14 protein-coding genes, 2 tRNA genes and 2 rRNA genes are annotated in these 19,397 nt (G+C 51.2%); 6 read left to right on the forward strand and 12 right to left on the reverse strand.

From position 1 onward, the window contains the following. Nucleotides 1-187: 187 nt before the first annotated feature. Genes MNO13_RS23565 through MNO13_RS23575 form a run of 3 tightly spaced genes read left to right on the forward strand, consistent with a single transcriptional unit; the run spans nt 188 to nt 3,582 of the window. A complete protein-coding gene (locus MNO13_RS23565; RefSeq protein ID WP_241939370.1) occupies nt 188-1,423 on the forward strand; it encodes an RtcB family protein in 1,236 nt (411 codons plus the stop codon). 3 nt (nt 1,424-1,426) lie between these two features. Continuing rightward, nucleotides 1,427-2,218, forward strand: a complete 792-nt coding sequence (locus MNO13_RS23570) for a nucleotidyltransferase domain-containing protein (protein ID WP_064541600.1) — start codon at nt 1,427-1,429, stop codon at nt 2,216-2,218. A gap of 11 nt (nt 2,219-2,229) precedes the next feature. Next, the gene (locus MNO13_RS23575; RefSeq protein WP_064541603.1) at nt 2,230-3,582 is read left to right on the forward strand and encodes a HEAT repeat domain-containing protein; all 1,353 of its coding nucleotides are present in this window, start codon (nt 2,230-2,232) and stop codon (nt 3,580-3,582) included. Between the two features lie 60 nt (nt 3,583-3,642). Here MNO13_RS23575 and ilvC read toward each other — a convergent pair whose 3' ends face one another. Next, nucleotides 3,643-5,118 (reverse strand): ketol-acid reductoisomerase, encoded by a 1,476-nt coding sequence (gene ilvC / locus MNO13_RS23580; RefSeq protein WP_064541606.1) that lies wholly within the window; start codon nt 5,116-5,118, stop codon nt 3,643-3,645. A 166-nt stretch (nt 5,119-5,284) separates the two neighbouring features. On the opposite strand from ilvC, the gene ilvY reads away from it, so the two are divergent. Next, nucleotides 5,285-6,178 (forward strand): HTH-type transcriptional activator IlvY, encoded by an 894-nt coding sequence (gene ilvY, locus MNO13_RS23585; protein WP_064541609.1) that lies wholly within the window; start codon nt 5,285-5,287, stop codon nt 6,176-6,178. Here the strand turns inward: ilvY and ilvA are convergent. From ilvA to ilvL, 6 genes are all read right to left on the reverse strand, one after another. After that, nucleotides 6,175-7,719: a threonine ammonia-lyase, biosynthetic gene (ilvA, locus tag MNO13_RS23590; RefSeq protein WP_064541612.1), complete on the reverse strand. Its 1,545-nt coding sequence runs from the start codon at nt 7,717-7,719 to the stop codon at nt 6,175-6,177. The genes ilvY and ilvA overlap by 4 nt on opposite strands. 2 nt (nt 7,720-7,721) lie before the next feature. After that, entirely contained in the window at nt 7,722-9,572 is a 1,851-nt protein-coding gene (gene ilvD / locus MNO13_RS23595; RefSeq protein WP_064541615.1) for a dihydroxy-acid dehydratase, read from the reverse strand. Between the two features lie 61 nt (nt 9,573-9,633). Beyond that, the gene (locus tag MNO13_RS23600; RefSeq protein ID WP_064541618.1) at nt 9,634-10,566 is read right to left on the reverse strand and encodes a branched-chain amino acid transaminase; all 933 of its coding nucleotides are present in this window, start codon (nt 10,564-10,566) and stop codon (nt 9,634-9,636) included. Nucleotides 10,567-10,585: 19 nt separating this feature from the next. Next, nucleotides 10,586-10,843: an acetolactate synthase 2 small subunit gene (gene ilvM, locus MNO13_RS23605; protein WP_064515142.1), complete on the reverse strand. Its 258-nt coding sequence runs from the start codon at nt 10,841-10,843 to the stop codon at nt 10,586-10,588. Further along, on the reverse strand, nt 10,840-12,486 hold the full coding sequence (gene ilvG / locus MNO13_RS23610; protein WP_121814590.1) for an acetolactate synthase 2 catalytic subunit: 1,647 nt from the start codon (nt 12,484-12,486) through the stop codon (nt 10,840-10,842). The genes ilvM and ilvG overlap by 4 nt, the downstream gene beginning before the upstream one ends. A gap of 139 nt (nt 12,487-12,625) precedes the next feature. Next, nucleotides 12,626-12,724, reverse strand: coding sequence for an ilv operon leader peptide (gene ilvL, locus MNO13_RS23615; RefSeq protein ID WP_072009493.1), 99 nt, complete (start codon nt 12,722-12,724; stop codon nt 12,626-12,628). Nucleotides 12,725-13,078: 354 nt separating this feature from the next. On the opposite strand from ilvL, the gene MNO13_RS23620 reads away from it, so the two are divergent. Then, complete coding sequence (locus MNO13_RS23620; RefSeq protein WP_133523151.1) at nt 13,079-14,599, forward strand: YifB family Mg chelatase-like AAA ATPase; 1,521 nt, start codon at nt 13,079-13,081, stop codon at nt 14,597-14,599. Nucleotides 14,600-14,624: 25 nt separating this feature from the next. Here the strand turns inward: MNO13_RS23620 and MNO13_RS23625 are convergent, their stop codons facing one another. Then, entirely contained in the window at nt 14,625-14,963 is a 339-nt protein-coding gene (locus MNO13_RS23625) for a MaoP family protein (protein WP_064541626.1), read from the reverse strand. A gap of 119 nt (nt 14,964-15,082) precedes the next feature. On the opposite strand from MNO13_RS23625, the gene hdfR reads away from it, so the two are divergent. Beyond that, complete coding sequence (gene hdfR, locus MNO13_RS23630; RefSeq protein ID WP_064541629.1) at nt 15,083-15,907, forward strand: HTH-type transcriptional regulator HdfR; 825 nt, start codon at nt 15,083-15,085, stop codon at nt 15,905-15,907. 80 nt (nt 15,908-15,987) lie between these two features. Here hdfR and MNO13_RS23635 read toward each other — a convergent pair. The 4 genes from MNO13_RS23635 to MNO13_RS23650 form a co-directional block, all read right to left on the reverse strand. Beyond that, a tRNA-Trp gene (locus tag MNO13_RS23635) sits at nt 15,988-16,063 on the reverse strand. Between the two features lie 55 nt (nt 16,064-16,118). Beyond that, a tRNA-Asp gene (locus tag MNO13_RS23640) sits at nt 16,119-16,195 on the reverse strand. A gap of 60 nt (nt 16,196-16,255) precedes the next feature. Next, a 5S ribosomal RNA gene (gene rrf / locus MNO13_RS23645) occupies nt 16,256-16,371 on the reverse strand. 113 nt (nt 16,372-16,484) lie between these two features. Next, nucleotides 16,485-19,393: ribosomal RNA gene (locus MNO13_RS23650) — 23S ribosomal RNA — on the reverse strand. Nucleotides 19,394-19,397 lie beyond the last annotated feature (4 nt).

Genomic DNA, 19,397 nt, shown 5'->3' on the forward strand with positions numbered 1-19,397 from the left:
TTATCCCTTCATATAAACCAATATCCTTAAAAATAAAATATCTTACAAAGCGATATTTAACCACAAGCGAAGTAATTATTTTTTATCCTTAAATTTCATATAACTAAAAGTATATTTATGGCTATTTTCGTTATTGGCACAGCTTTCGCTATATCTACAGGGACAACAATCAAAAAGGGACAAGACTATGGAAAGCAAAATATTGAACGATTACCAACTTTTGAATCAAACCAACGGTGCGCCGATAAAAATGTGGACTCAGGGCGTACCTGTGGAACCCAGAGCACAAGAGCAATTGCTGTATACAGCAAAAATGCCTTTTATTTTTAAACACATGGCCGTAATGCCGGATGTACATCTGGGTAAGGGTTCGACTATCGGCAGCGTTATTCCCACCCGTGGTGCAATTATCCCGGCGGCCGTTGGCGTTGATATTGGCTGTGGAATGATTGCCGTGCGGACGTCACTGCTGGCAAGCGACCTGCCGGATAACCTTGCCGGTTTGCGTAGCGCCATCGAACAGGCGGTACCACATGGGCGTACTTCAACCCGTTCGAAAAGGGATCGTGGAGCATGGGAAACCCCTCCGCAAGAAGTAGACAAGCACTGGGCCGAACTGGCACCACGCTTCAAGCACCTGACGGATAAGTACCCGCAGTTGGCGAAAACCAATAACTATCAGCACCTCGGAACACTGGGAACAGGTAACCATTTTATTGAGGTGTGCCTTGATGAAACACAGCAGGTCTGGGTAATGCTGCATAGCGGATCGCGCGGAGTAGGCAACGCCATCGGTTCGTTGTTTATCTCGCTCGCACAGCAAGATATGCAGCAGCACATCGCCAATTTGCCGGATCGTAACCTCGCCTACTTTGAAGAAGGGAGCCAGCATTTTGAGGATTACATGGAGGCAGTCAGTTGGGCGCAGGATTTTGCCCGCCATAACCGTGAAGTGATGATGGCACACACGTTGGCAGCACTTTCGCGCATTGTGACAAAACCCTTCACCACTCAGCAGGAAGCGGTTAACTGCCACCACAACTATGTGCAGCAGGAAACTCATTTTGGTGAATCGGTACTGGTGACACGTAAAGGTGCAGTCTCTGCGCAAAAAGGACAGATGGGGATTATTCCCGGTTCGATGGGGGCAAAAAGCTTTATCGTGCGCGGCCTGGGTAATGAAGAAAGCTTCTGCTCATGCAGCCACGGCGCGGGGCGTACTATGAGCCGCAAAGAGGCAAAAAAGCGCTTTAGCGTAGCGGATCAAATCCGCGCCACGGCCCATGTGGAATGCCGTAAAGACAGCGACGTTATCGACGAAATACCGATGGCTTACAAAGATATTGACGCAGTAATGGCGGCGCAGTCTTCGCTGGTAGAAATTGTTCACACTTTGCGCCAGGTCGTGTGTGTAAAAGGATAAGAGATGAAAACGGGACTGAATAGTGTTGATGCGGTTATGCGTAGCCGTGTGCAACAGGCGCTGCGGGATATCGAAAAACGCCACGACGTGCGCGTGCTGTATGCCTGCGAATCCGGCAGCCGTGGCTGGGGCTTTGCTTCGCCAGACAGCGATTATGACGTGCGATTTCTCTATGTTCATCCACCTGAGTGGTATTTGCGGGTTGAGCCACAGCGTGATGTGATTGAGCTGCCTATAGACAGCGAGCTGGATGTTTGCGGCTGGGAATGGCGTAAAGCGCTGGGGCTGTTAAAAAGCGCCAACCCTACGTTACAAGAGTGGCTTCACTCCCCGCTGGTCTATGAACAAGACAATGAATGTATGGATGCGCTACGAGCACAGGTTCCAGATTGGTTTTCGGCACAGCGAGCAAGATGGCATTACTTCTCGATGGCTCGCAAAAACTTTCGCGGCTATCTACAAGAAGATGAAGTTCGCCTCAAAAAATACTTCTATGTGCTGCGGCCTTTACTGGCAGTGCAGTGGCTGGAAGCAGGAAAAGGATTTCCACCCGTGCGTTTCGACCAATTAATGGAAGGAACGGTAACTGACCCCCTGCTTCTTGAGGAAATCCACCAGTTGCTGGAGGTAAAACAGAATGCAGGCGAAGCGAAATATGGCCCACGCAGGCCACGAATCCACGAGTTCATCCTGCAAGAGCTGAATACTGATAAAGATCGAATGCTGCTTCCCGAAAGCCGGATGCAGGGCACAGCGGCATTGGATGCCTTGTTGTTTAAAACAGTGATGGTTTGAGGATTAAATTAATGGCAACGGAATTATTCTTACTGCGCCAGCTTGATGCATTTATGGCTGAGCCAAATAACCGGGATTTTTGGTACTCGCAGAAGCCCGAGCCAGACCTGGCAAAACGTCTTGAGCAATTAACCCGACATCACAACGGCCACGTTCGGGAACGCGCCGTTTTATGCCTGGGTTTGATGGGGACAGTCCCGGCATTACCAGCTCTGATTGAAAGGGTAAATGACTGGGCAATGCAGGTCAGAAGGGCCGCCCGCACGAGCATTTTGCGGTTTATAAAACCAGAAAACGCACAATCACTGGCGAATTGCTTACCCAATTTATTTCGTCTGCTCGACGGCAAGCGTGACGATCATCAGTCGCTGGTGAATCAAATTATTCACTTCCTGGCACTCTCTGAAAACCGGGGTGTGCTATTAGATATATTGGTTTCTCAAGATAAAAATGTTGCCAGAGCAGCCCTGCGAGTACTGCTTGAGCATCAGATCTTCTCTGAAGATGTGCTTTTTCAGCGCGCAAAACAAAGCAACGACGCGGTAGTGAGGTTAGTGGCAACCAACGCATTGTTGATGCGCCCCGCGATGGTGACAACAGAACGAATAGCCAGGCTGCTTAAAGACAGCTACGCACCGATTAAACAAGCGGTGCTGCATTATATTGTTGAGGAAAAACTGCCTGTTTCGCCATCGTTACTCTTACCGTTGTTGCTGGATCGCAACGAGCTAGTAAGAAAACGGGCGGCCAGGCTCCTGACTGCTGGCGATGTATCGCCGATCAAATGTTATATCGCCGCATTTCACGACAATTCCCGCAAAGCCGAAGAAAGAGGCACGGCATTGCTGGGCCTTGATGAGCAGAAATATGAGCACGTCATTGAGCTGGCGTTAAACAGTCTGGATTGCAGCTCAGTGGCAATGTATAAGGCTGCGCTGCTGGTGATAGTGCGAAACTTGCAGGAAGACGCCCGTGAATATCTTTTAAAAGCATTCACTTACCCATCGTATACAATCGCGAGAATGGTGGTTAAAACATTTGTTAAATTAAAGCTCTACCTAACCATGGCAGATATTCAGCAAAGCCTTGAGGCTGCGCCAACGGTGAAACACGCAGAACTTTGTTTTGCACTAGCCCGCCGCTTTAACGAATGGAATCAACTGATTTTGCTGCTCTCTCACACCAACATTAAAGCGAACGAATTCACGCCAGAAGCCGTCGCCCGTTGGACTTTGCAGCTTAATAGATTCACCGCACAACCCTCCGAATCGCAAAAGAGGGAATTACTGCTTTTAATTGAAAAACACCCCGCAATTACCCATAAAGACAGGGGTTGTATAATGCAGTTCATCGGTAGCCAGTAAAGAAAAATCCCCGGTGTTTTCACCAGGGATTTTTTTTAGAGAGAATATTAACCAGCCAACTTAACCCGCTACAGCAATACGCTTCATATCTTTCATATAGCCGCGCAGTTTCTTGCCAACGGTTTCGATTTCGTGGTTACGAATCGCTTCGTTAACGTCACGCAGTTGCGCGTTATCAACCGCACCCGCCGGGATTTCTTTGCCCAAATCACCCGCTTGCAGAGTTGTCATGAACTCTTTCAGCAATGGCACTGCTGCGTAAGAGAACAGGTAGTTGCCGTATTCAGCCGTGTCAGAGATAACCACGTTCATTTCGTACAGGCGCTTACGAGCGATGGTGTTCGCAATCAGCGGCAGTTCGTGCAGTGATTCGTAGTAAGCAGACTCTTCGATAATGCCCGCATCAACCATGGTTTCGAATGCCAGCTCAACGCCCGCTTTCACCATCGCGATCATCAGAACGCCTTTGTCGAAGTATTCCTGCTCGGAAATTTTACCGTCAAACTGTGCAGCGGTTTCAAACGCAGTTTTGCCGGTCTCTTCACGCCAGGTCAGCAGGTTCTTATCGTCATTTGCCCAGTCAGCCATCATGCCGGATGAGAACTCGCCGGAAATGATGTCGTCCATGTGTTTCTGGAACAATGGAGCCATGATGGTTTTCAGTTGTTCAGACAGCGCATAAGCACGGACTTTCGCCGGGTTAGACAAGCGGTCCATCATCAGCGTGATGCCGCCTTGTTTCAGCGCTTCGGTGATGGTTTCCCAGCCGAACTGAATCAGTTTTTCTGCGTATGCCGGGTCAGTGCCTTCTTCCACCAGCTTATCGAAGCACAGCAGGGAACCGGCCTGCAGCATGCCGCACAGAATAGTTTGCTCACCCATCAGGTCAGATTTCACTTCGGCGACGAAGGAAGATTCCAGAACGCCTGCACGGTGACCGCCCGTTGCAGCAGCCCAGGCTTTAGCAATTGCCATGCCTTCGCCTTTCGGATCGTTTTCCGGGTGAACCGCAATCAGAGTCGGTACGCCGAAACCACGTTTGTATTCTTCACGAACTTCAGTGCCCGGGCATTTTGGCGCAACCATCACAACGGTGATGTCTTTACGGATTTGCTCGCCCACTTCAACCACGTTGAAACCGTGGGAATAACCCAGCGCAGCACCATCTTTCATCATTGGCTGAACTGCCTTAACAACCGCAGAGTGCTGTTTGTCTGGCGTCAGGTTAACGACCAGGTCGGCTTGCGGGATCAGTTCTTCGTAAGTGCCAACTTTAAAACCGTTTTCGGTCGCTTTACGCCATGAAGCGCGTTTCTCAGCGATAGCTTCAGCACGCAGAGCATAAGCAACATCCAGACCGGAGTCGCGCATGTTCAGACCCTGGTTCAAGCCTTGTGCGCCACAACCGACGATGACGACTTTTTTGCCTTTGAGGTAGCTTGCTTCATCAGCGAATTCTGCACGCGCCATGAAACGACATTTACCCAGTTGCGCCAACTGCTGACGCAGGTTCAAAGTGTTGAAATAATTAGCCATCGTGGTGGTACTCCGTAGTCGTTGTGTTGTGCTTTTATAAGGTTCGCCAGCCGTGTCTTGCTTGCGATAATGAACTCACTATATGACAGGAAATGCGTTGCTTAAATTGATATATTAACAACGTGACGTTGCAATTTATGCAACGTAGAAACAAGGGCTGATGACCATGGATTTACGCGACCTGAAAATATTTATCCACCTTGCTGAAAGTCGCCATTTCGGCAGGAGCGCACGCGCGATGCACGTCAGCCCGTCGACGCTTTCGCGCCAGATCCAGCGCCTCGAAGAGGATTTAGGTCAACCCTTGTTTTTACGCGATAACCGCACCGTTACGCTGACCGAGGCCGGAGAGCAACTGAAACAGTTCGCCCAGCACACGCTGTTGCAGTATCAGCAAATGCGCCACACCATCGGGCAGGAAGGGCCGTCGCTCACCGGCGAGTTACATCTTTTTTGCTCCGTCACCGCCGCCTACAGTCATTTACCGCCAATTCTCGACAGATTCCGTGCTGAGCATCCCAACGTGGAGATCAAACTGACCACCGGCGATGCAGCCGATGCAGTAGAAAAAGTGGATTCTAACGAAGCCGATATCGCTATTGCGGGTAAACCGGAGACATTGCCGCCAGGCGTTGCCTTTTCGATTCTGGATAATTTATCTGTGGCGCTTATTGCGCCCGCGCTGCCGTGCCCGGTTCGAGCGCAGGTAAATCAACCGGATCCCGACTGGGCAAAAGTGCCATTTATTTTACCGGATCAAGGCCCGGTACGCCGCCGTATTGAGTTGTGGTTCCGCCGTCAGAAAATCAGCAACCCGTTTATTTACGCGACGGTGGCAGGGCATGAGGCAATGGTTTCAATGGTGGCGCTGGGTTGTGGCGTGGCGCTGATTCCTGAAATCGTGCTGGAAAACAGCCCGGAACCGGTACGAAACCGCGTGCAGGTGCTGGAACGAAACGATGAGACCACACCGTTTGAGCTGGGCGTTTGCGTACAAAAAAAGCGGCTCAATGAGCCGCTTGTGCATGCGTTCTGGAAATTACTGCCCGGAAGCCATTAACCTGCAAGGAAGAAACGGAACGCTGGGTTACTGGTTTCATCGTGGCAGTCGTAGCCCAGTTCATTGAGACGGGTTTCGAAATCTGGCTCATTGTCGCCCAGTTCGAACGCCGCCAGCACGCGGCCATAATCCGTGCCGTGGCTGCGGTAATGGAACAGGGAAATATTCCAGTGCGTGCCGAGCGTTTGCAGGAATTTCAGCAAAGCGCCTGGCGACTCAGGGAATTCGAAACTGTACAGACGCTCTCGCAGGGGTTTCGACGGACGCCCGCCCACCATGTAACGCACGTGCAGTTTCGCCATTTCGTCATCAGACAAATCGACAACGCCGTAACCACCTTCGTTAAGCAATTCGATGATTTCATGCCGCTCTTCGAGGCCACGCGTCAAACGAACGCCAACGAAAATGCAGGCTTCCGCCGAACTGGAATAGCGATAGTTAAACTCGGTAACTGAGCGCCCACCCAGTACCTGGCAGAATTTCAGGAAGCTGCCTTTCTCTTCAGGAATGGTGACCGCCAACAGCGCTTCACGTTGTTCACCCAGCTCGCAACGCTCGGAAACATAACGCAGGCCGTGGAAGTTAACGTTCGCACCTGATAATACGTGCGCGAGGCGTTCACCACGAATCTGGTGTTGCTGGATGTATTTTTTCATCCCCGCCAGAGCCAGAGCGCCAGACGGTTCAGCAACTGCACGAACATCTTCGAACAAGTCTTTCATCGCAGCGCAGATAGCATCGCTATCCACCGTGATAATGTCGTCGAGGTATTCCTGGCAAAGACGGAACGTTTCATCGCCGATACGCTTAACCGCGACACCTTCAGCAAACAAACCGACACGCGCCAAATCAACCGGCTTGCCCGCATCCAAAGCCGCTTTCAGGCAGGCTGAATCTTCCGCTTCCACGGCGATGACTTTGATTTGTGGCATCAACTGTTTGATCAGCACTGCCACGCCAGCCGCCAGGCCACCGCCGCCAACCGGTACGAATATGCGGTCGATATGGGCGTCTTGTTGCAGGAGTTCGAGCGCCAGCGTGCCCTGCCCGGCGATGACTGCCGGGTGGTCAAACGGAGGAACGTAAGTGAAACCTTGTTGCTGCGAAAGCTCGATAGCACGCGCTTTCGCTTCATCAAAGTTTGCGCCATGCAAAAGCACTTCACCGCCAAACGCCCTGACGGCATCCACTTTGATATCTGCCGTAGTGACTGGCATGACGATCAACGACTTGATGCCTAAACGCGTTGAGGAAAGCGCGACACCCTGAGCGTGGTTGCCAGCCGAAGCCGTAATCACGCCGCTGGCTTTCTGCTCGCTGTTCAGTCCCGCAATCATGGCGTATGCACCGCGCAGTTTGAAACTGTGCACGGGCTGGCGGTCTTCACGTTTCACCAGAATGACGTTATCCAGACGTGACGACAGTTTTTCCATCTTCTGCAACGGTGTGACCTGCGCGACTTCGTAAACCGGAGCGCGCAGAACGGCTCGCAGATATTCCGCCCCGCAAGGGGCGTCAGGTAGCGGTTGCGATTCGGCCATCATTAGCCTCCAAGCTTACTTTTATCGCGCACCGCGCCCTTATCGGCACTGGTGGCAAGCATTGCGTAAGCGCGCAGAGCGAAGGAGACCTGGCGTTCACGCGCACGTGGCGTCCAGGCTTTGTCACCGCGGGCTTCTTGCGCTTCACGACGAGCGGCCATTTCCTGATCGCTCAATTGCAGTTGGATACCACGATTCGGGATATCAATCGCAATCATATCGCCATCTTCAATCAGCGCAATATTGCCGCCGCTTGCCGCTTCAGGCGAAACGTGACCGATAGAAAGTCCAGAAGTCCCGCCGGAGAAACGACCATCAGTGACCAGCGCACAGGCTTTGCCCAGCCCCATAGATTTCAGGAAGGTCGTTGGGTAGAGCATTTCTTGCATGCCCGGCCCGCCTTTTGGCCCTTCGTAGCGAATAACGACCACGTCGCCCGCGATGACTTTGCCGCCAAGGATAGCCTCAACCGCATCATCCTGGCTTTCGTAGACTTTCGCAGGGCCGCGGAATACCAGGCTTTCATCGTCCACACCCGCAGTTTTCACGATGCAGCCATTTTCGGCGAAGTTGCCGTACAACACCGCCAAACCACCTTCCTGGCTGTAGGCATTTTCTTTGGAACGGATACAACCGTTTTGGCGGTCAACGTCCAGAGAATCCCAACGGCAGGATTGCGAGAAAGCTTTTGTGGTACGAATGCCCGCCGGACCTGCTGAGAACATGCTTTTCACGCTTTCGTCTTTGGTCAGCATGACATCGTACTGTTCCAGCGTTTGCGTCAGAGTCAGACCGAGAACGTTTTTCACATTGCGATGCAATAATCCGCCGCGATCCAGCTCGCCCAAAATACCGATTACGCCACCCGCGCGGTGCACGTCTTCCATATGGTATTTCTGGGTGCTCGGCGCGACTTTACACAGCTGAGGTACTTTGCGAGAAAGCTGGTCGATATCCGTCATGGTGAAATCGAGTTCTGCTTCCTGAGCCGCTGCCAGTAAGTGCAGAACGGTATTCGTTGAGCCACCCATTGCCACATCCAGCGTCATGGCGTTCTCAAACGCTTCTTTGCTGGCGATGCTACGTGGCAATGCACTTTCATCATCCTGCTCGTAATAACGTTTGGTCAGGGCGACGATGCGTTTACCGGCATTCAGGAACAACTCTTTACGATCGGAGTGCGTTGCCAGCAGAGAACCGTTACCCGGCTGAGACAGGCCCAGCGCTTCGGTCAGGCAGTTCATCGAGTTCGCGGTGAACATACCGGAACACGAGCCGCAAGTTGGGCAAGCAGAGCGTTCAACCTGCTCGCTTTGCTCGTCACTCACTTTCGGGTCAGCGCCCTGAATCATCGCATCAACCAGGTCGAGCTTGATGATTTGGTCAGACAGTTTGGTTTTCCCGGCTTCCATCGGGCCGCCGGAAACAAAAATAACCGGAATGTTCAGGCGCAAAGAAGCCATCAACATCCCTGGGGTGATTTTGTCGCAGTTGGAGATACAAACCATCGCGTCAGCGCAGTGCGCGTTCACCATGTATTCCACGGAGTCAGCGATAAGCTCGCGTGACGGCAGAGAATAAAGCATGCCGCCGTGGCCCATGGCTATGCCATCATCAACGGCGATAGTGTTGAATTCTTTAGCCACGCCGCCGGAAGCTTCGATTTGTTCGGCAACCAGCTTGCCCAAATCGCGCAGGTGGACGTGGCCCGGCACGAACTGAGTAAAGGAGTTCACTACCGCGATAATTGGCTTGCCGAAATCATCATCGGTCATCCCGGTTGCGCGCCACAAAGCGCGGGCACCCGCCATATTACGGCCGTGGGTGGTGGTGGCTGAACGGTACTTAGGCATGCTTATTTACTCCAGTCTGTCTGTCGAGCGGACGGTAATCGCCATCCGCCTGGTTATATTTTTACTTAGGGTTGACCTGATCTAACCAGCCCCATTTATCTTCTGTTTCGCCAGTGAACAGGCCAAAGAATGCCTGTTGAATGCGTTTGGTGACCGGGCCACAACGGCCTTCACCCACTTGAATGCGGTCGACACTTCGCACTGGAGTGATTTCTGCGGCAGTGCCCGACATGAACACTTCGTCTGCCAGATACAGGGATTCGCGAGACAGCACTTGCTCACGCACTTCAATACCCAGGTCTTTCGCCAGTGTAATGATGGCGTCACGGGTAATGCCTGGCAGCGCGGAAGAGGTAAATGGCGGGGTAAACAGGATGCCGTCTTTCACTTCAAACAGGTTTTCACCCGCGCCTTCTGACAGGTAGCCGTTCACGTCCAGCGCGATGCCTTCCTGATAACCGTGACGACGTGCTTCACTGCCAACCAGCAAGGAAGAAAGGTAGTTACCGCCCGCTTTCGCCGCCGTTGGAATGGTATTTGGTGCCACACGGTTCCAGGAGGAAACCATCGCGTCGATCCCTTGTTCCAGCGCTTCTGCGCCGAGGTATGCACCCCATGGGAAGGCTGCGATGATCACATCAGTGGTATAGCCGTCTGGCGGGTTCACGCCCATACCGACATCACCAACAAACACTAAAGGGCGGATATACGCGCTGGTCAGGTTGTTTTTACGGATAACTGAACGGCAAGCTTCCATCAGCTCATCAACACTTTGTGATACAGGGAAACGATAGATTTTTGCTGAATCACGCAAACGCTGCATGTGTTCACGATGGCGGAACACCACTGGGCCAATGTGAGACTCATAGCAACGGATACCTTCAAATACCGATGTGCCGTAATGCAGCGCATGGGACATTACATGGACCTTTGCCTCGCCCCACGGCGTCATCTCACCATTGAACCAAATGTAATCAGCTTTCTTCGTTGTCATTGTTCTCTTCCTTCTGCGCTCAGGCGCGGATTTGTTGTGTTGTTTGTTGCTGGATTTCGACGCGACCAACGTCAACCAGTTTGCTTAATTGACTAAACAGTAATTCGACTGGGCGCAGGCTGGCAACGGTCAATTCAATATTAATGTCGTCGGTGTTCCCCACCGTGACCATGTTCATAGAACACACCTGAAAACCACGATGACGCACCACGCGTAACACGCGCTCCAGCGTTTCTGGACGAAAACGAGCCGTTACTGCGAGCTGATGTTGCATCATGATAATTTCTCCAGCATTTGTGAGTTACTGGCACCTGGTGGCACCAACGGCCAGACGTTTTCGTACTCATCAATTGAGACGTGAAGCATGTACGGGCCATCGCTGTTCAACATCGTTTCGATGGCAGCTTCTACCTGGTCTTTACGAGTGATGTGTTGGCCTGGGATACCAAAGGCGCTGGCCAGCATGAGGAAATCAGGGTTATCGGAGAGGTTGGTTTCGCTGTAACGTTCTGAGAAAAACATTTGCTGCCACTGGCGAACCATTCCTAAACGTTGGTTATCCAGCAAAACGATTTTCAACGGCAACTGTTTTCGTTTTACCGTGCCCAGTTCCTGAACGTTCATCATGAATGAGCCGTCACCCGAGATACAGATAACCGTATCGTTCGGGCGGGCAACCTGCGCACCAACCGCTGCCGGCAAACCAAAACCCATCGTCCCCAAACCGCTAGACGTGATGAAGTTTTCAGGGCGAGTGAATGACATATGTTGAGCCGTCCACATTTGATGCTGGCCCACATCAGTGGTTACCACGCACTCCTGCGGCTTGCGATCGGAGATCTGTTTCAGCAATAACGGAGCAAAAATGGCCTCACCGGGGTGATCATATCGCCACGGGTTTTCGGCACGTAAGTTGGCCACTTCTTGCTGCCAGTCCGCGATATTCAGCGGCTGTTGCAGTGCCTGTAATAACTGGACTAAATCCCCCTGCAACCCAACGTGCGCCTGGCGCAATTTGCTTAACTCTGCCGGGTCGATATCCATGTGAATTACTTTCGCGTGCGGAGCAAAGGTATTCAGTTTGCCGGTAACACGGTCGTCAAAACGCGCGCCGACGGCAATCAGCAAGTCGCACTCTTGCACCGCAAGGTTCGCCGCTTTGGTGCCATGCATGCCTAACATGCCGGTGTAAAACGGATGGTCCGCCGGAACCGCACCCAGACCTTTCAGCGTGACGGTAGAAGGCATATTGGTAGCCGCAATAAATTCACGCAGCGCGGGAACGGCCTGTGCCATGCCGACCCCACCACCGACATACAACATCGGCTTGTGGGCATTCGCTATCATTTCACGAGCTTGTTGCAGTTCGGCATGCGGCATTTCGAAATCATCTTCAACAGTCGATAACCACGGCTCCAGATCACCTTGCGCTAACTGAATGTCCTTAGGGATATCCACCAACACAGGGCCTGGGCGACCGGAGTTTGCTATCTCGAAAGCTTCGGCAAGAACGCGAGGTAAATCGTCAAAAGATTCAACGAGGAAACTGTGTTTGGTGCATGCGAGGGACAATCCTAAAACATCCACTTCCTGGAACGCATCAGTGCCGATGAACGGAGCGGCAACCTGGCCTGTGATCGCGACGACTGGAACGGAGTCTAACAGCGCATCGGCAAGGCCAGTTATCAGGTTGGTTGCGCCAGGCCCGGAAGTGGCGATGCAAACCCCTGTTTTTCCTGTAGAACGTGCGTAACCAATGGCTGCCATTGCTGCGCCTTGTTCATGGCGACAGAGTAAATGTTCGACCCCACCGTCATACAACGCATCGTAGACTGGCATTATTGCACCACCTGGATAGCCGAAAACTGTCTCTACCCCCTGCGCTCGCAACGCATGTACCACCCACTGCGCACCATTCATAGTTAGTTCCCCGTCTCATTATCGGAGAAACAGCATTTTATTCTGTAACGCATCATCTGTTTCTCTCCGAATTTCTTTGCCCAACAAAAAACCCCCGGACCTTTCGGTGCGGGGGTTCTTTTCGATTCAGGCTTGATTTTTAAGCCTTTCTTTCTCCAAGTGCAGCCCCGCACGGTGGGATAATAATCACCACCACGCTAATCACGACCAGGCTAATCACTTGTAGAAGGGCTTTCATGTTTGTTTATTCTGTCTACTTGTTCGAAGTAATGTCTACAGAGTTATCACAGGGTCTGGAGGAAGCACAAGATTTTTTTATGATACATATCGTGCTTTAAAAATCAGGATGAGGAAAAACTTTTTGTTTTCAGCAAATAACGAGATAGTGAAAATATTTCATCCAGAATAAATTCGTATCTCCTTTCGCGAAGTAACCATCAGAAATTAAATCTTTTGCGAGATATATCGCAGAATAATTTCCAAAAAAGAAATCCCAGCCGAAAGCCTGGAAGACATCCCGAAGAACCTCGTTTCAGCTCTTTAGACAAAATTCGCAAACTGACAGGATGAAGTTCACTTAGAGGAACTAACTATGTCATTGGCAGTTGTGAATACAAGAGCTGCTTTAGGTATCGCGGCGCCACAAGTAACCGTAGAGGTCCATATCAGCCAGGGATTGCCTGGCTTAACTCTGGTGGGTTTACCGGAAACTACGGTCCGTGAAGCGCGTGACCGGGTGCGGAGTGCCATCATCAATAGCGGCTATACCTTTCCGGCCCGTAAAATCACAATCAATCTTGCGCCAGCGGATCTTCCTAAAGATGGTGGCAGGTATGACTTACCTATCGCTCTGGCGCTGCTGGCAGCGTCTGAGCAACTCTCTATCGATAAGTTGGATCAATATGAGTTCGTAGGTGAGCTGGCGCTTACTGGTGCGCTACGTGGCGTGCCAGGGGCTATTTCATCCGCAATGGAGGCTTTAAAATCAGGGAAGAAGATTATTGTTGCTGATGAGAATGCCGCAGAACTTAGTTTGATTGAGCAGCCCGGCTGCCTTATTGCAAAGCATCTCACTGAAGTTTGCGCATTTCTGGAAGGTAAAGGCGAACTCTCAGCACCAGATAAACTACAACAGCAGTACGTTGAATCCCAGCATGACCTCAATGAAATCTTTGGCCAAGCTCAAGGTAAGCGGGCGCTTGAGATCACCGCTGCTGGTGGACATAACCTACTGCTGATTGGGCCCCCTGGCACGGGTAAAACAATGCTGGTCAGCCGCCTGAATACCATACTTCCACCATTAAGCGACAGCGAAGCCCTGGAGAGTGCAGCCATTATTAGCCTGGTCAATCCACATGCGTTACAGCAAAAGTGGCGCCAGCGTCCGTTCAGAGCGCCTCATCATAGTGCTTCATTGGCTGCGATGGTTGGTGGAGGCTCGATACCCAGACCCGGCGAGATTTCACTGGCACACAACGGTGTGCTGTTTCTCGATGAACTTCCGGAATTTGAACGACGAGTGCTCGATGCATTACGTGAGCCAATAGAATCAGGTGAGATTCACATCTCTCGCACTCGCGCCAAAATTAGTTATCCCGCCCATTTCCAACTACTGGCGGCCATGAATCCCAGCCCGACGGGTCATTATCAAGGCAAACATAATCGCTGCACACCCGAGCAAACGCTGCGCTACCTCAGCCGACTTTCAGGGCCATTTCTCGACCGCTTTGATTTATCAGTCGAGATCCCTCTCCCGCCACCCGGCATGTTAAGTAATCCTGCATTAAGCAGTGAAAGTAGTGCGGATGTAAGAGCTCGGGTCATTTCTACGCAGCAACGGCAATTTGATCGTCAGAAAAAGCTCAATGCAAGGCTCGATAACCATGAGATTCGTAAACATTGTGCCATTGAACATAATGATGCCGTATGGCTGGAAGAAACTCTGATTAAGCTGGGTTTGTCGGTACGTGCATGGCACCGCTTATTGAAGGTCGCTCGAACGATTGCTGATATTGAGGAGTGTGAACAAATAACGAGGGAACATATTTTGGAAGCCCTAAGCTATCGCGCAATTGACCGTTTACTGATTCACTTACAGAAGCTTATAGGATAAAAAATGGGGCTTTAGCCCCATTTTTTTAGTCATCGCTGTCGGTGTAATCTTCGACCGCATCCGCCTGTGGCTTGCCACCAGAGAGAGTATGGAAACGCTTAGGACGCTTGATTCGCGTCATATACTTGCTCCACACACGCTCAGCTTCTGTCACTGGCTCACGTTCACCACGGCATACCGCAACAAATAGAACTTCTTCTTCAGTACCAGGTTCACGCTTGCCAAGATCCAGCTCATTGAACGCGTAACCATGACGTTCTAACAGCTGGGCTTCTTTGATGGTGAAATCACCATGGCGAGCGAACCCACGCGGATAATGTTTATTGTCGAAAAACCGATTAGTCGTCGTAAAGCTTTCCGCCATCCTGCACGCTCCTAATTCTCTTGGTCTAGCTATTTATGGCGCGGAGTATTAGTTACGCTTGACAGAGCGTCAAACAAAACATTTAAATCATAACGACAAATTTTTTTTGGGAGTGGGTCGTGGATACTGAATTACTAAAAACGTTCCTCGAAGTGAGCAGAACGCGGCATTTTGGGCGAGCAGCGGAAGCTCTTTATCTAACGCAATCAGCTGTCAGCTTTAGAATTCGCCAATTAGAGAATCAGCTTGGTGTAAATCTTTTTACTCGCCATCGTAATAATATTCGTCTTACCACGGCGGGTGAACGTTTGCTGCCTTATGCAGAAAATCTCATGAGTATTTGGCTTGCTGCCAAAAAAGAGGTTTCCCACACCTCTCAGCACAATGAGCTCACGATTGGTGCTAGTGCATCGCTTTGGGAATGTATGCTCTCAGAATGGCTAGTGGCGCTCTATCAAGAGCATAAAGACATGCAATTTGAAGCTCGTATTTCCCAACGACAATCGTTGGTTAAACAGTTACATGAACGACAACTTGACCTACTGATCACAACAGAATCACCAAAAATGGACGAATTTTCCAGCCAATTATTGGGACATTTCAGCCTGGCACTATTTTCCGCTTCTGCACAAAACTCTACTGCAGGATTAACATATTTACGTCTGGAATGGGGGCCTGACTTCCAACAGCACGAAACGGGGCTCATCAGTAATGATGATATTCCAGTACTGACGACCAGTTCAGCTCAAATAGCTTATAAGCTATTACCACAGCTCAATGGATGTTCATTTTTACCTGTGGAATGGGCTAAAACTCGCGAAGGGATTTACCAGTTATCCGATACAATTACGCTCTCGCGGCCACTGTATGCGATTTGGTTACAAAATAGCGATAAGCAAAGCATAATCAAAGAGTTATTAAAGACACCACTCACAGCGCAGTAATGCGCTTTTGTAGTTTTGGGGAAGAATTTTGAGGAATTTTAGACAAAAAAAATCCTTTGCCGAAGCAAAGGATCATTATATGGCAGGGGCGGAGAGACTCGAACTCGCGACACCCGGTTTTGGAGACCGGTGCTCTACCAACTGAGCTACGCCCCTAAAGAACGCTTATTATTAAGCCCGCTAATTTAGCAGGCATAATATTTTTAATAAGTGGCGGAACGGACGGGACTCGAACCCGCGACCCCCTGCGTGACAGGCAGGTATTCTAACCGACTGAACTACCGCTCCACCGAATTTCTTTACTACCACCAGATGTCACAGTCTGGCTTTTACTGCTTTGAATTTGGAGCCTGGCAGTTCCCTACTCTCGCATGGGGAGACCCCACACTACCATCGGCGCTACGGCGTTTCACTTCTGAGTTCGGCATGGGGTCAGGTGGGACCACCGCGCTAGTGCCGCCAGGCATATTCTGTTTCATCAACCGTCACAGTCTTATCTGTAACCATCGACTTAAAATCTCGGTTCAAGCTGAAAATCAAATGCTTAGTCTCTCAACCAAAACACCTTCGGTGTTGTAAGGTTAAGCCTCACGGATCATTAGTACTGGTTAGCTCAACGTATCGCTACGCTTACACACCCAGCCTATCAACGTCGTAGTCTTCAACGTTCCTTCAGGACCCTTAAAGGGTCAGGGAGAACTCATCTCGGGGCAAGTTTCGCGCTTAGATGCTTTCAGCGCTTATCTTTTCCGCATTTAGCTACCGGGCAATGCCATTGGCATGACAACCCGAACACCAGTGATGCGTCCACTCCGGTCCTCTCGTACTAGGAGCAGCCCCCCTCAATTCTCCAGCGCCCACGGCAGATAGGGACCGAACTGTCTCACGACGTTCTAAACCCAGCTCGCGTACCACTTTAAATGGCGAACAGCCATACCCTTGGGACCTACTTCAGCCCCAGGATGTGATGAGCCGACATCGAGGTGCCAAACACCGCCGTCGATATGAACTCTTGGGCGGTATCAGCCTGTTATCCCCGGAGTACCTTTTATCCGTTGAGCGATGGCCCTTCCATTCAGAACCACCGGATCACTAAGACCTGCTTTCGCACCTGCTCGAGCCGTCACTCTCGCAGTCAAGCTAGCTTATGCCTTTGCACTAACCTCACGATGTCCGACCGTGATTAGCTAACCTTCGTGCTCCTCCGTTACGCTTTAGGAGGAGACCGCCCCAGTCAAACTACCCACCAGACACTGTCCGCAACCCGGATTACGGGTCTACGTTAGAACACCAGCCATTAAAGGGTGGTATTTCAAGGTTGGCTCCACAAGAACTGGCGTCCTCGCTTCAAAGCCTCCCACCTATCCTACACATCAAGGACCAGTGTTCAGTGTCAAGCTATAGTAAAGGTTCACGGGGTCTTTCCGTCTTGCCGCGGGTACACTGCATCTTCACAGCGATTTCAATTTCACTGAGTCTCGGGTGGAGACAGCCTGGCCATCATTACGCCATTCGTGCAGGTCGGAACTTACCCGACAAGGAATTTCGCTACCTTAGGACCGTTATAGTTACGGCCGCCGTTTACCGGGGCTTCGATCAAGAGCTTCAGCTTGCGCTTAACCCCATCAATTAACCTTCCGGCACCGGGCAGGCGTCACACCGTATACGTCCACTTTCGTGTTTGCACAGTGCTGTGTTTTTAATAAACAGTTGCAGCCAGCTGGTATCTTCGACTGCCTTCAGCTCCACGAGTAAATCGCTTCACCTACCGACAGCGTGCCTTCTCCCGAAGTTACGGCACCATTTTGCCTAGTTCCTTCACCCGAGTTCTCTCAAGCGCCTTGGTATTCTCTACCTGACCACCTGTGTCGGTTTGGGGTACGATTTGATGTTACCTGATGCTTAGAGGCTTTTCCTGGAAGTGCGGCATTTGTTACTTCAGCACCGTAGTGCCTCGTCATCACACCTCAGCGTTGAATAAGAGTCCGGATTTACCTAAACTCTCCGCCTACATGCTTAAACCGGGACAACCGTCGCCCGGCTAACATAGCCCTCTCCGTCCCCCCTTCGCAGTAACACCGAGTACAGGAATATTAACCTGTTTCCCATCGACTACGCCTTTCGGCCTCGCCTTAGGGGTCGACTCACCCTGCCCCGATTAACGTTGGACAGGAACCCTTGGTCTTCCGGCGAGCGGGTTTTTCACCCGCTTTATCGTTACTTATGTCAGCATTCGCACTTCTGATACCTCCACCAGACCTCACAGTCCAGCTTCAACGGCTTACAGAACGCTCCCCTACCCAACAACGCATAAGCGTCGCTGCCGCAGCTTCGGTGCATGGTTTAGCCCCGTTACATCTTCCGCGCAGGCCGACTCGACCAGTGAGCTATTACGCTTTCTTTAAATGATGGCTGCTTCTAAGCCAACATCCTGGCTGTCTGTGCCTTCCCACATCGTTTCCCACTTAACCATGACTTTGGGACCTTAGCTGGCGGTCTGGGTTGTTTCCCTCTTCACGACGGACGTTAGCACCCGCCGTGTGTCTCCCGTGATAACATTCTTCGGTATTCGGAGTTTGCATCGGGTTGGTAAGCCGGGATGGCCCCCTAGCCGAAACAGTGCTCTACCCCCGAAGATGAGTTCACGAGGCGCTACCTAAATAGCTTTCGGGGAGAACCAGCTATCTCCCGGTTTGATTGGCCTTTCACCCCCAGCCACAAGTCATCCGCTAATTTTTCAACATTAGTCGGTTCGGTCCTCCAGTTAGTGTTACCCAACCTTCAACCTGCCCATGGCTAGATCACCGGGTTTCGGGTCTATACCCTGCAACTTAACGCCCAGTTAAGACTCGGTTTCCCTGCGGCTCCCCTATACGGTTAACCTTGCTACAGAATATAAGTCGCTGACCCATTATACAAAAGGTACGCAGTCACCCCATAAAAGAGGCTCCCACTGCTTGTACGTACACGGTTTCAGGTTCTGTTTCACTCCCCTCGCCGGGGTTCTTTTCGCCTTTCCCTCACGGTACTGGTTCACTATCGGTCAGTCAGGAGTATTTAGCCTTGGAGGATGGTCCCCCCATATTCAGACAGGATACCACGTGTCCCGCCCTACTCTTCGAGTTCACAGCATGTGCATTTTTGTGTACGGGAGTATCACCCTGTACCCTGCGACTTTCCAGACGCTTCCACTAATACACAAACTGATTCAGACTCTGGGCTGCTCCCCGTTCGCTCGCCGCTACTGGGGGAATCTCGGTTGATTTCTTTTCCTCGGGGTACTTAGATGTTTCAGTTCCCCCGGTTCGCTTCGTTAAGCTATGTATTCACTTAACGATAGTGCAACGAATTGCACTGGGTTTCCCCATTCGGAAATCGTCGGTTATAACGGTTCATATCACCTTACCGACGCTTATCGCAGATTAGCACGTCCTTCATCGCCTCTGACTGCCAGGGCATCCACCGTGTACGCTTAGTCGCTTAACCTCAC

It is taken from the genome of Buttiauxella ferragutiae, from assembly GCF_022637515.1.
GTDB classification, from domain to species: Bacteria; Pseudomonadota; Gammaproteobacteria; order Enterobacterales; family Enterobacteriaceae; genus Buttiauxella; species Buttiauxella ferragutiae.